This window comes from Ruegeria sp. AB7, assembly GCF_056542625.1.
Genome location: NZ_JBQGAC010000003.1, coordinates 94,524 through 106,984, shown reverse-complemented (window position 1 = coordinate 106,984; position 12,461 = coordinate 94,524). Strand labels below are relative to the sequence as shown.

The window sequence follows — 12,461 nt, the reverse complement described above, 5'->3', positions numbered from 1 at the left end:
GTCTCGGGTCTTTCGCGCTTCTGAAAGCGATACCGTTGGCCAATTTCCGAGTCCCATTTCGCGGCGTTTACCGAGATGAGAATAGCGGTATATCCATTTACCGGTTTCGTTTTTTTTTCCTGAAGATCAGGCCACCGCCGTCCTGCAAATTCCCGTCGCCTGCATTTTTGATCTGAACCTGCGTCAGCGCATTTTTAATTCTGGTCCCCCAATTGGTCCCCCACTTTGCCGTTTGCTGCGCGTGTTCTCATTTAGACGCGCTTAGACAGTCGGCACATAGGTTATTGGGAAGATGGGTGATTCTATGGCTGCAGGTCAACGCCGCTGCATGGTGGTTTTGTTCCCACCGCCCGCACCAGTACCATCTCAGACAGGGAAACCCAGCTGGGTGATCAATTTCCAGATATCCCTGTTGGCATTCGAGAGCTGAGTGACAACATCCTCGATTTCTTTCATTGCTTTGTCGTCAACTGTGTCTTCGCGACCAAGTTTGATGTCGGTCTTGCGATCAGCAATGCGCATCAGGATGGTCTTTGGATTTCCGCTTTCCTGATCGAAAGAATAGATGCAGTGATTGTACTTGTTTCGAATAGAGGACAGGCGCGACAACCGCTGGGTGTGTTCGAGAATCGGATCGCGGATTTCAGGGGGGCGACCCTCCATCTTGGCGAGACGTTCGACCAGATCGATACGGGCACGTGTGGTGTTAAGCGTCAGGAATATGATGACCGCAACATCTTTATTGGCCCCGGTCAGACCTGCGATCAGGTGGATCAGCAGGCTTTCCGTGTTCGTCCACATATAGTTGAGCCGACCCACCAACAGAATGAGCCGGTCGAACCGGGTTTCGAATGCCTCATCCAACGGGCGCGTTGCGCGCTTCGTTCGGCGCGACCTCAAAGTAGAAATGCGCAGCTTCAGTCCGGTTGCTCACATCGATCTTGCCCGAGACATTGTGCATATGCAGTTTGACGGTGTGTTCGGTGATGCCCAGATTCGACGCAATGGTCTTGTTGCTCTTGCCTTGCGATACCAGCCTCAGGACTTGCTTTTCGCGGCGCGTCAGCTTTGAGTATCGCAACAGTTTGTCAGGCGACCGGGTTCTGGTTGCAGGCTGTTTTTCGATAGGTGTGCCTGGCGCACTTTGTGTTGCGGTCATGCTGTCGGCCAGAAAGCAGGGCAGGTGCAGCTCTTCGTGCATCAGAAGGCGCAGTATTGCGCGCCAAACATCCGGCGCCACGTTCATTGGCAAATACCCGACACTGCCGAAACGGGTACGATCCCAGCGTTCGAACAGAACCCGGGCCGGACTTTTCTTGCGATAGGCGAAGGCCAGACATCCTGTCTCGGCGAGCTGGGAGTAATCAGCGGGCCGCGCCAACAGATCTTCGAGCATCATCTGATCCACAACAATGATGCGCTCGGAGGGAACAGATTTCCCACTCTCGGCCAGCAGGTCGTCAAGGCTTTCATATCTTGACGCACGAACGCCGAATTCGCTTTGAACACTTCTCAGGGTTTGGTTCGAGTAGAACAGTTCTTTGCCGATAAAAATGATCGACAGCTCTTCGGGATATTCAATCTGATCACGGGCGTCTTCTTGCAATGAAATATTCATTGATCTTCCCCCCACTAATACAAACGCCACCCTCTGAAACTTTAAATCGGGTACAGAACTGGATGGCGCGAAACAGTAACTTTGAACTCAAATAGTACCTTATCATAGCTGAAAGTACGTGTTTCAGCAACCAAAGGCGGGTTCCGCAATACCGCGTACTAGAACCTTTGATCAGGTTTTTCGTATATAGTTTTAGCGTAACTTTATGAAATTTCAGGGTTAATAATCCTATATGTTTGCGCATGATTGTTTCTGAGGCAAATTTGGTGCGAAATACGCCAGATTTCGAAAAATATATATATTAAACAGCTAATTACGGAAAATAGCCCTTTCGGCCAGCTATGCACATCCCCTTATCGCTGCAACCATGCCCAAGCTTCAATTTGTGAAGTGATCTTAGACCTGACGTGCCTGCGGTCCGCGTATTTCTGCGAATTCTCCGTGGTCATGGAATCGGCTTAGCCGAGAAAGGGGGGCAAACCAAACAGAAGACCTTCACGGCCGCGCGAGTGTCCAGATTGACACGTTGCGCGCAAAGTCTGTTTCAAACCGCGCCTGTTACCGCTTTGTAGATGAATGGCGGTCTGGTGCTTCAGTAAAAGTGGAACTTATTATGGAACGCAGATTAGCTCCAATCACCGATGTCCAAGAAGTTATCGACGATCAGGATCCTGTTGTAGACGAACCGCAGCTGGAAGAAGAAGAGATGGCTGTTGAAGATTTGAACCAACAGCAACAGCAGCAGCAACAACAGCAGGGCGACGACAGCAACACCAACGGTGGTAACGATAGCAACACCAATGGTGGTAACGACAGCAACACCAATGGTGGTAACGACAGCAACACCAATGGTGGTAACGACAGCAACACCAATGGTGGTAACGACAGCAACTCACAGACCAATGGCGGTGACGACAGCAACACCAATACCGCGACCGTAGATATCGACTTCGGCGGCGGAGAGTGGATTCCGCGCGACGATGACAAAGTCGACGTTGATATTGAGGACGTCGAAGGTGATGTCGGCGACGTTATTACTGCCGGTGACGATGTAAATTACGATCCCGGCGACGACGTCAACATTGATATCTCGCAAGATGGTCCCGGAAATGATTTCGCGTCAATCAACCAGCAGTTTGCCAGCCTGGAAGACAATGACAGTCTGGGTACCGCAAGTGTCGTGAATTCAGGTGATTTCACACAAAGCGGTGACGCCAACGGCGGTGAAGCCTATGCCGAAGACGGTATCGACGTAAACAACGACGGTGGCTCCTCTGGCGATGGCGGCATGAGCTATGGTGGTGAAGCCTATGGCGACACCAACGGCAGCCATTCGCTGGCCTTTGGTGGTCATTCAGGAAATGCTGATAGCGCTGCGACAGGTGGAGATGGCGCATCTTCGGGTGATACCTATAACGCAAGCCTGGGTCTTGGTCATTCGAGTGCCAGCGCAGACGGTGACAGCACCGGCGGCGAAGGCGGCGCAGCAGACAGCGAGTCTAATGCCGACAACCACGGCGAAGCGAGTTCCGATAGTGACTCGACTGGTGGTAACGGTGGTAATGCCGGATCGATTGGCCTTGGTCTTGGTCTTGGTTTGTCCGGAGCGAACGCCGATGGCGATGCAGACGGTGGTGACAATACATCTGGGGCATTAGCTGCTGGCCTTGGTCTGGCAGGCACCGATGCTTCCAACGACGGTGCCGATGGTGGCGCTGGTGATGCCGATAACGATGGTTCGGCAGACAACTCTAGCGACGGAACCAACGAAGCCAACGAGTCTTCCTCTGGAGGCAATATTGGTTTGGGTCTGGCTGGCGCTGGCGCGATGGGCTGGAATGATGCCGATGGCGGTAGCGGTTCCGGCGGCGAAGGCTCCGGCGGCGAAGGCTCCGGTGGCGAAGGCTCCGGGGGCGAAGGCTCAGGCGGTGAAGGCTCAGGCGGTGAAGGCACTGGTGGCGAAGGCTCCGGTGGCAATGCCAACGGTGGCGACGGCACCGGCGGAGATTCCGGCTCGGTAGAAGAAGCCTTCCCATTCCCGGTACTCCTTGTGGAAGAGGAAGATCCTGACGGAGACGAAGAAGCTGCAGCAGCTGGTAACTCGAACGGTACCGGCGGAGACGGTGGTACTGGTGGTGCAGGTACCGGCGGTACGGGTACTGGCGGTACAGGTACTGGTGGTACGGGTACTGGAGGTACTGGTACTGGTGGCACAGGTACTGGCGGACCGGGTGCTGGCGGTACAGGAACCGGTGGTGCAGGCGGCGGCTACGTTGACACGGATGCTGATGCGCAAGGTGTTGGTGACCAAGATGCTGCCGGCCCTGTAATCACGCAGTCACCTGGTGATATCGATGGCTCTGCCGACAATGATCAGGACGTTGACGGTTCTGGTGGTAATGGTGGTACCAACACAAGTAATGGATCAGCAGACGCCAGCGGCGATGGAATGGCATCGGCCGAAGGTACTGGTGGCGCTGGCGGTACGGCCAACCCCGAGGCAAGCTCGGCCGGAAGCGGTGCTGGTTCAGCTGACGCAACCAACGAAGCCGGAAACGGCGGTGACTCAGAAGCATGGGCCGATTCAGCCAACGATGGTTATGCCGAAAGCCTTGCCGAAGCGATTGCCGGATACGGTGGAGATGCTTCGTCCGATAATGATGCGGACTCGATGGCTTCAGGTGATGCAACAGGTACTGCGATGTCAGGTGACGGCGGTGCCGGTGGTGCAGCGGCATCGACTGGCGGTACCAGCGGCGACGTCATGGGCTCGTCTACTGGTGGTGCAACCACAGGTGCAATGAACACCGGTGGTGAAGCATCCGGTGCATATTCGGGTGCCGGTGGTGCTGGCGGTAATGGCGGTACCTGGGGCTCGGATAATGGTGGCGATGGTATCGTCAACGGCGAGTCTTATGCATCCGCAGCGGCAGTCGTCGATACGAACGCGTTCAACCAATCGATCGTACAGGGTGCCAACGTGCTTGGTAACTCGGTCGATACGACCATGGTTGGCGGTTCGATGACCTCGACTTATTCGAGCGACGACACCGAGGTCTAAGACCAATTCGCGGGGGCCGCATTTTCGGCCCCCGTTCAATGAAATCGCCGGGGCCGCGTAATGTGGCCTCGGCCCAGCAAATCCCGAACCGGAAATTTTAGTCGGCAAGGGGGTAAGGGATCATCGAAATGTCATTCGATAGTGTTACCGAAAAGATTGCACACTTTATTGGATCTTTTGATCTTACGATTGAAAAAGCCCGGTTGAGGGATCAGTACGAAGAGTTCACCGCCATGCGGCGCAAGGCGGAACTGGACGAACTGGAAGAACCCGCAAAGATCCGGATCAAGGCAGATCTTGAATTGGACCCAGGCAAATATGGTCCGCTTTCCTATCGGTTTGACACCCCCTCCGCCACTCCTGAACTTCCACCCCCAACCGACGGCCCTGAATTTGAAACGGTCGTTGTACTTGAACCACCACTCTCAGACGGTCCGCCGTTACCCGAAGCGACAACCGGCCTAGGTGCAACGTTTGTGATCGAGCAGCAGCTGGAGATTGTGACAGAGCTTATCGGGTCTGCTGTGACCTACACGTTCCAGACGATTTTCCTGCGCGACAATGACGTTGTCGGCGAGGGAGATTTCCGCGATGTCGATCAGCTGATCGCATTGGCCGAGGCGGCTGCGCAGGTAGCAGCATCGATGCACGCGTTTGCCGTGCCCTCGTTCTCGATCTCGGACTACTTGTCGGTTGAATACGTTGAGTCTTTGGCCGAAGCGATGTTGGCCCCGATCAATGTCGAAGTTGAAGGCGCGGTTGTTTATCAGTTCCACGGCGAAGACGCGATGGGCGTGATCGTCAATGGTGAGTATGTGGACGAAGCCCCGGAATGGGAAGATCTTCTGCCTGCGCATCATAGACTGGACGAGGAAGAAGAAGACGAAACGCCCGATATGATGCCCGCCGAATGGGCTCAGGACGAGGAAGACGAATTTGCCGAAGGTCACACGGTGATCGCAGGCGGCAACCTTGCGATCAACGAGATGAACGCAACTGTGGCCTGGGTCGATGCGCCTTATATTGCGGTCGGTGGAAAAGCAATCGAACTGGCCATGGTGAGCCAGGTCGCCGTTGTATCTGACACAGACAAAGGCACGAATGGCGGCTCGGGCACCAATGTGGTGCACTCGTCGACGATCGAGGTCGAAGGCAACTCAGCCCCTTGGCTTAAGAAAGGCTCAAGTGGAGACGATGCCCCGGCATATGTGCATGTTGATTGGATTACGACCGATCTGATCGTTGCAAATTTTGTCAAACAGGACATCGATGCAACGGATATCGATCATATTGATGCCGAGATTAGCGCGACGACCACGCTGTATGCGTTGGGTGACAACGAGTTGATTGATGTCACCAATATTCTTCAACTTGGCAGTTATTATGACCTGATCATGATCGAAGGCGACATGATATCGGTCGATGCGTTTGTCCAGACGCACGTATTATTGGATGACGATGTGGTGATGGGCGGATTGCCCGGACCCATCGATGGATCGGACGAAAACCTGGTTATGAACGAGGTTTCTCTCAAGAAAGAAGGCGAAGATACGTATCAGGCGATGCACGACTCCATGGCCGACGCCATGACCATGGGCGAGGACGACATGGCAGCGCTGGAAGAGGCGCTAATGAACGATCCGATGTTTGCTGGCATGGAGCAGATGCGGGTCCTCAAGATCGATGGATCGCTGGTTCAGGTCAACGTAGCCGAGCAATCGACGATGCTTGCCGATCAGGATGACGTATATCTGAATGGTCCCCACGCGGACGAGACCGAGGTTCTGGCAGGCAGCAATGCGATGCTGAACGCCGCCAATGTAACCAAGGCCGGCGTGGATTCGGTTGTTATGGCCCAGGATGGGGCATTTTCTGACCTGCTATTGCATCAGGCAAGCCTGCTTGACATGCCCACGAATGAGGACATCGCCGAGATGACCAACGAGGCAATCGCCGCCATCATGGAAGAGGCGGGTATGCCAGGTCACGACAATGGCATTGGACCTAACGGTAACGATCTCACGCCAAGCGAAATGGCGAATTCCTCTGATGGCCTGCAGACCATGCTGGCCTAATATTTCCTGATTTACGAGTGACCGGAAGGTTAGTTTATGTCGATCGTTTTTTCGTCGCGCCGCACCCGTTTTGCAAGTCCATTGGACCGGCACGGAGGCGGAGGCCCATTGACCCTGGAACCCCGAAATCGGGTAGCAAAACCAAATGAAAATAAACTTGCAAAAACAGCGTCCCGCCTGCGTTTGACAAGTGATATGCAACTGGCGGAACCCGAAACCAAACCAGAGACCCCGGAAGCAAGTGACACCCCGGTTGCCGGGCCCGCGAAACGATCGCGGCAATTAGAAGCGCCTCAGGCGACGACACAACCGGATGATCCGGGGCAGACCCAGGCAGAGCAGTTGGATCAAACATCACAACCGCGCGCTGGTTCTCCCCTTCGGCGCGCGTCGTCGCGGCCCGCGCAAGATAAGGATCCTGCGGGTGGCGACACTGGGGTGGCCGATACCGAAGCCCCCGATTGTGAAACCGCCGACCAATCGACTGCACGCATGACCCCCTCTGCGCCGTCGGATGGTAAAGACCGCATGGGCACCACGATCGAGGCCAAGGCCAACCAACCCTTGCTGCGCCCGGGGACGGGTGGTGGCGATGGCAAGGGGCCACCCCAAACATTCCACAAACGCACGCCGCCTGAAGATTTCCAGAAGACGCTGCGTACCTCACTGCGCGCGATTTGGCGCAATCTGGCCTTCGTGCTGGTACTGACCTGCGCGACCAACGTCCTGATCCTAGCGATCCCGATCTACCTGTTTCAGATCAGTGACCGGGTTCTGACTAGTCGCTCGCTGGATACGTTGATCATGCTGACGGCAATCGTTGCCGGAGCAGTCATTTTTCAAGCCGCATTTGATGCCGTTCGTCGGTTCATGCTGATGCGTACAGCGGTCGAGGTCGCCGCCCGTCTTGGGGCCCCGGTTCTTAGCGCTGCGGCCCATGCCTCGCTGCACGGCAACGGACGCGAATATCAGACACTTGGGGATCTGCAACAGGTGCGAGGCTTTCTGGTCTCGGGCACTCTGATCTCATTTCTGGATGTACCATTTGCACCGCTGTTCATCCTGATGATCTTTCTGGTGCATCCGCAACTTGGGATGATTGTGGTGACGACGGCCGTGATTCTGATGATCATCGCGCTGATCAACCAGAAAATGACCGCCAAGCCCTTTGCCAAGGCCAATCAGGCGCAATCAATGGCGAACCAGCATCTGGATTCAATGTCGCGCAACAGTCAGATCATCAACGCTTTGGCGATGATCCCCGAGGCAGTGCGCATCTGGGGGCGTGACACCGCACAATCGCTGACATGGCAGGTCAAGGCGCAGGATCGTAACGTGATCTTCGCGGCCATTTCGCGTGCCGTCCGTCTTTTGACGCAGATCGGCATTCTGGGCTGGGGCGCCTTTCTGGCCCTTCAAGGTGAAATTACCGGCGGTATGGTCATCGCCGCCTCGATCATCGCAGGGCGGGCTTTTGCGCCGATCGAAGGCTCGATCGAGGGTTGGAATACCTTCCTGCTGACGCGCGGCGCTTTTGGGCGGATCAAGGCTCTGCTGTCGAACTCGGCCTTGCAATATGAAAAACTGCGCCTACCACGGCCTGAGGGGCGGTTGGATGTCGAACGCCTGCTATATGTCCCAGGCGGCACCAAGCGGGTGGTTCTGAACGGGATTACCTTTGCGCTGAACCCAGGTGAAACTCTGGCGATCATCGGGAATTCAGGCGCAGGCAAAACGACACTTGGTAAAACGCTGGTGGGTTCGATCCTGCCGACCTCGGGCAGTGTGCGGCTGGACCTGATGGATATCCGCAACTGGGATCCCCGCCAGTTTGGCGAAAATATTGGCTATCTGCCGCAAGACGTACAGCTGTTCCCCGGCAGCATCAAAGACAATATTGGCCGGATGCGTGCCGATGCCACGGATGAGCAGATCCACGATGCCGCCGTTTTGGCCGACGTGCACAACATGATCGCAACGCTGCCGCAGGGGTATGAGACGGTTGTGGCCGCCGACGGCTCACCTCTCTCAGGTGGTCAGAAGCAGCGTATTGCTTTGGCGCGTGCCTTCTTCGGCAACCCACGTTTGGTTGTTCTGGATGAGCCGAACTCGAACCTCGACGTGGCGGGTGACAAGGCGCTTGCGCGCGCAATTCAGCAAGCAAAGGAAAGCAAGATCACCGTTGTGGTGATTACGCAAAAGCCGACTCTGTTGAATGTTGTCGACAAGATCATGCTGCTGACCGATGGGCGCGTGGCGCTGTTCGGGCAGCGCGAACAGGTGCTGGAACAGCTCAACGGGCCGCGCCAGCAACCGCCCGAAATACAGGGCAAGGGGGATTAAGCGATGAACGACGTGGCACGCACCGATGAAGGCGGTCTTTGGTACTCTGAGGTTCCGCGCTCGATCACCAAATTCATCGTGATTGGCTTTATCATGCTTATTGTCTGTTTTGGCGGCTTTGGCGTCTGGTCCTTCCGTGCACCTCTGGCCGCTGCAGTCATCGCGCAAGGCAGCTTTGTCGCGACCGGCCGCAACAAGATCGTGCAGCATTTGGAAGGCGGTATCATCGAGAACATTCTGGTCTCGGAAGGTGAATCTGTTCAAGCCGGACAGATCATGATGACTTTGGATCAGACCTCGGCCGAGGCGAGTGAACGCGAATTGTTCATTCGCAAACTTCGCCTTCAGGCCATGACCGAACGGTTGCTGGCTGAGCATAGCGAACAGGAAACCCTCGTGTTTTCGCCCGGATTGATCGAAGCATCGGACGACGTCGAGGTCATGACGATCCTCGACAATCAGAAACTCAGCTTTGATGTATCGCGCAAGACACTGCTGAACGATATTGCTTTGCTGCAGCGCAACATGGAGGCGTTGAAAATTCGTGCGTCAGGATTTGAAGCACAATTGGTCAGCATGGAAAGGCGATCAGAGATTCTCGAGGAAGAATACGAGACCAAATATTCGTTGTTTGAAAAAGGATTAGTGCGCAAAGGTGATCTGAATACGATCCGCCGGGTGCAGGCCGAAGCCGAAGGTCAACTGGCGCGTTTGCGCGCAGAAACGGCTGAGGTAAACCAGATGCTGCTGAAGTATGAAGAGCAGATTCTGCGCACCCGCTCAGCCTACCGCGAGGCTGCGCTGGACGAGTTAGGCGTGATTGAAGCCGACCTTGAAAGTGTGCGTGAAAAAGCCCGCCAGGCCCGTAGTGTTCTAGCCCGTGCGGTTGTGCGTGCCCCGGTGACCGGCACAGTGGTGCGACTTCATCACCACACGCCGGGCGGGGTGATCGAAACTGGCGAACAGATTGCTGAGATTCTGCCCGCCGATGCACCGCTAATAATCGAGGCGCAGATCCCGCGTACCGAGATCGACAGCGTGGTCACCGGGCAGATCGCGACGGTGCGCCTAGTCGCGCTCAATCAACGGACAACCCCAGTGCTTGAAGGCGAGGTCTATTACGTCTCGGCTGACTCGCTTGTCGAGGATTCTGCCGGTATGCCGCAAGAGGTCTATCTGGCGCGCATTTCTCTGACCACGGAAGAGATGGGTCGCGTGCGGGGCTTCGTGCCGACACCCGGAATGCCCGCCGAGATCATGATCCAGACCGAGGAACGCACCTTTGCGGCCTATATCGCCAAGCCGGTGGTTGACAGTATGTCGCGTGCTTTCCGCGAACATTAAGCGCTTGAATGTCTACACCTTCAATTTTCTGCATGTTAGCCTTTCACGGATTCATTTCCTGGAGGGGCGCAAATGCCATTGACGGTCAAAGACATGATGCAAGCTGCAAACGCGGTGGTTGAGCGTATCGACGCCAGCCGGGCCAAAGAACTGATCGGGCAGGGTGCCTTGTTATTGGATATTCGCGATGCGCCTGAACTGGAAAGGACAGGGCGCGCGGTCGGTGCGCATCATATCCCGCGCGGTATGCTGGAGTTTCGGGCCGACCCCGAGTTGCCTTCCCATGATGCAGAACTGCGCAGGGATCGGGTGATCATCCTGCATTGTGCGTCTGGCGGAAGGGCAGCGCTGGCTGGAAAACTGCTTAAGGAAATGGGATATTTACACGTCTACAATCTGGGTGGCTTTGCGGATTGGGTGAATGGCGGTGGTGAGGCGACCGGGCCCATGGATCGCGGGATGTAGCTACATATCTGACCCAAATCAAAGTCACACATATTCCGTTGCTGTAATGTAAAGGCCAGAAGCTTAAACACAGGATACTGGCCATGATACGCCTAGCAGCCACGCTTTATTCTTTGATCGCCACAGCCATCGCGGGTTCTGCCGTGATTGCGGTCCTAGCGGTTGGAATGGTGACCTGGATGGCCATCGTTTCCGCCGCAGCAGCAGGGGCGGTTGTTGCCGCGCCGGTGTCGTGGCTGGTGGCAAAACGCCTGTATCAAGGCGCTTGATTAAGCGTTCAAGAAGGTCCTGACTGCAGCTTCGAATTCGCGGGGTTTCTCGGCGTGCAGCCAGTGCCCCGCACCGGGAATTTTGGCGAAGCGAGCTGCAGGAAACAGGGTGCGAATCTGCTCTCGGTGTTCGGGCAGCACATAATCTGATGCTGCGCCGGACAGGAACAGAGCAGGGCCGTCCCAATGGGTCGAAATCTCGGGGAAGCCCATGATCTTTGGCATTTCGGTGGCCAGTACATCCAGGTTCAGCCGCCAGCGGCCTCCCTCAACATCCAAAGACTGCGTAAAAAAGCTCTGCAGCGCCTTTTCGACGCCCAGATCGGCCAGCTGTGCTTCGGCATCTGAACGACGCTGAACGCGGGACATATCGACCGCCCGCATTGCCTCGATGAATTGAATCTGGCTGTGGCTGTATGCCACTGGTGCGATGTCTGCGACGACCAGCTTGCGCACCAGATCGCCATATTCCAGCGCCAGCACCATCGAAGCTTTTCCACCCATGGAATGCCCGACGATATCGGCGATGCCGCCAACGCTGTCGATGACCTTTGCCAGATCATGCGCCAAATCCGGGTAGCCATGCTGAGCATCCCAAAAGCTGTAGGCGTGATTGCGCATATCGACGGCGATCACCTGTCTTTCGTCCGACAGTCGCCGCGCAATGACTCCCCAGTTGCGCGCCGAACCATAGAGGCCATGCGCTATCAGCAGGGGCGGATGATCGGTCGGGTCGCCATGGATGATCGTATTCAGCATGCTTCTGTGATACGCGTCACCGCGCGGAACGACCAGCCCCATTGTCGCCGGTGTGACGCGCGGCTAAATTGTCCCGTCAGGAGGCGCCAATGACGCAGGAAATCGATATCCAGACCCGGATCGCAGAGACCATTCGGTTGCTGCGTAAAAAGCTTGGCGTGAAAGACAAGACCCTGATTGCCTCGGTCCGGCGCGCAAAGCGGCGTTTGCCGCGCAAGGTCTATAAACAGGCCTTGGTTCTGGCAGAGGCCGAGCAGATGGCCGAGCATCCCAAACTGCGGATGGTTTTGGACATGCCCCGGCTCGAAAAAGCGTCGGACGAGGTGCAAGGCCACCTGAACGCGATCAATCTGGCAGATCGACGTTGGGGATGGTTCCTGAGCTTTCTTGGTTCGCTTGCGTTGGGCCTGATCGTGTTGGCGGCGTTGGCTGTGTTCGTACTACGATGGCGCGGGTATATCTGACCGCTGCACGCCTCAAAGAAAAACGGCGCCGATCAGGGCGCCGTTTTCTGTTCTAAGATCCGT

General features: G+C 56.0%; 10 protein-coding genes and 1 pseudogene. 7 read left to right on the top strand and 4 right to left on the bottom strand.

The annotated features are described in order from the left end of the window. Nucleotides 1-3: 3 nt before the first annotated feature. From ACR0EN_RS10370 to ACR0EN_RS10360, 3 genes and pseudogenes are all read right to left on the bottom strand, one after another. Nucleotides 4-57, bottom strand: a pseudogene (locus ACR0EN_RS10370) (hypothetical protein); the annotation flags it as partial. Nucleotides 58-366: 309 nt separating this feature from the next. Further along, nucleotides 367-864 carry a hypothetical protein gene (locus tag ACR0EN_RS10365; RefSeq protein ID WP_170391988.1) on the bottom strand — a complete coding sequence of 166 codons (498 nt, stop codon included), beginning with the start codon at nucleotides 862-864 and terminating at the stop codon, nucleotides 367-369. Further along, nucleotides 857-1,618, bottom strand: coding sequence for a response regulator transcription factor (locus tag ACR0EN_RS10360; RefSeq protein ID WP_170818738.1), 762 nt, complete (start codon nucleotides 1,616-1,618; stop codon nucleotides 857-859). Before ACR0EN_RS10360 ends, ACR0EN_RS10365 begins: the two co-directional genes overlap by 8 nt. Before the next feature lie 613 nt (nucleotides 1,619-2,231). Between ACR0EN_RS10360 and ACR0EN_RS10355 the strand changes: the two genes are divergently transcribed. From ACR0EN_RS10355 to ACR0EN_RS10330, 6 genes are all read left to right on the top strand, one after another. Continuing rightward, nucleotides 2,232-4,679 carry a beta strand repeat-containing protein gene (locus tag ACR0EN_RS10355; RefSeq protein WP_170818737.1) on the top strand — a complete coding sequence of 816 codons (2,448 nt, stop codon included), beginning with the start codon at nucleotides 2,232-2,234 and terminating at the stop codon, nucleotides 4,677-4,679. A gap of 128 nt (nucleotides 4,680-4,807) precedes the next feature. Next, a complete protein-coding gene (locus ACR0EN_RS10350; RefSeq protein WP_170818736.1) occupies nucleotides 4,808-6,754 on the top strand; it encodes a type I secretion protein in 1,947 nt (648 codons plus the stop codon). A 36-nt stretch (nucleotides 6,755-6,790) separates the two neighbouring features. Beyond that, nucleotides 6,791-9,097 (top strand): type I secretion system permease/ATPase, encoded by a 2,307-nt coding sequence (locus ACR0EN_RS10345; protein WP_480586595.1) that lies wholly within the window; start codon nucleotides 6,791-6,793, stop codon nucleotides 9,095-9,097. 3 nt (nucleotides 9,098-9,100) lie between these two features. Next, the gene (locus ACR0EN_RS10340) at nucleotides 9,101-10,441 is read left to right on the top strand and encodes an HlyD family type I secretion periplasmic adaptor subunit (protein ID WP_170391969.1); all 1,341 of its coding nucleotides are present in this window, start codon (nucleotides 9,101-9,103) and stop codon (nucleotides 10,439-10,441) included. A gap of 72 nt (nucleotides 10,442-10,513) precedes the next feature. Beyond that, nucleotides 10,514-10,906 (top strand): rhodanese-like domain-containing protein, encoded by a 393-nt coding sequence (locus ACR0EN_RS10335; RefSeq protein ID WP_170391967.1) that lies wholly within the window; start codon nucleotides 10,514-10,516, stop codon nucleotides 10,904-10,906. A gap of 83 nt (nucleotides 10,907-10,989) precedes the next feature. Then, the gene (locus tag ACR0EN_RS10330; protein WP_170391965.1) at nucleotides 10,990-11,175 is read left to right on the top strand and encodes a hypothetical protein; all 186 of its coding nucleotides are present in this window, start codon (nucleotides 10,990-10,992) and stop codon (nucleotides 11,173-11,175) included. Here ACR0EN_RS10330 and ACR0EN_RS10325 read toward each other — a convergent pair whose 3' ends face one another. Then, nucleotides 11,176-11,934 carry an alpha/beta fold hydrolase gene (locus ACR0EN_RS10325; RefSeq protein ID WP_170609375.1) on the bottom strand — a complete coding sequence of 253 codons (759 nt, stop codon included), beginning with the start codon at nucleotides 11,932-11,934 and terminating at the stop codon, nucleotides 11,176-11,178. 89 nt (nucleotides 11,935-12,023) lie between these two features. Between ACR0EN_RS10325 and ACR0EN_RS10320 the strand changes: the two genes are divergently transcribed. Then, nucleotides 12,024-12,398: a hypothetical protein gene (locus ACR0EN_RS10320; protein WP_170391953.1), complete on the top strand. Its 375-nt coding sequence runs from the start codon at nucleotides 12,024-12,026 to the stop codon at nucleotides 12,396-12,398. The last annotated feature ends 63 nt before the right edge of the window (nucleotides 12,399-12,461 follow it).

Coding starts and splice junctions, on each gene's coding strand:
- ACR0EN_RS10360 (WP_170818738.1), bottom strand. CDS start 1,618: ATGAATATTTCATTGCAAGAAGACGCCCGTGATCAGATTGAATATCCC.
- ACR0EN_RS10355 (WP_170818737.1), top strand. CDS start 2,232: ATGGAACGCAGATTAGCTCCAATCACCGATGTCCAAGAAGTTATCGAC.
- ACR0EN_RS10350 (WP_170818736.1), top strand. CDS start 4,808: ATGTCATTCGATAGTGTTACCGAAAAGATTGCACACTTTATTGGATCT.
- ACR0EN_RS10345 (WP_480586595.1), top strand. CDS start 6,791: ATGTCGATCGTTTTTTCGTCGCGCCGCACCCGTTTTGCAAGTCCATTG.
- ACR0EN_RS10340 (WP_170391969.1), top strand. CDS start 9,101: ATGAACGACGTGGCACGCACCGATGAAGGCGGTCTTTGGTACTCTGAG.
- ACR0EN_RS10335 (WP_170391967.1), top strand. CDS start 10,514: ATGCCATTGACGGTCAAAGACATGATGCAAGCTGCAAACGCGGTGGTT.
- ACR0EN_RS10330 (WP_170391965.1), top strand. CDS start 10,990: ATGATACGCCTAGCAGCCACGCTTTATTCTTTGATCGCCACAGCCATC.
- ACR0EN_RS10325 (WP_170609375.1), bottom strand. CDS start 11,934: ATGCTGAATACGATCATCCATGGCGACCCGACCGATCATCCGCCCCTG.
- ACR0EN_RS10320 (WP_170391953.1), top strand. CDS start 12,024: ATGACGCAGGAAATCGATATCCAGACCCGGATCGCAGAGACCATTCGG.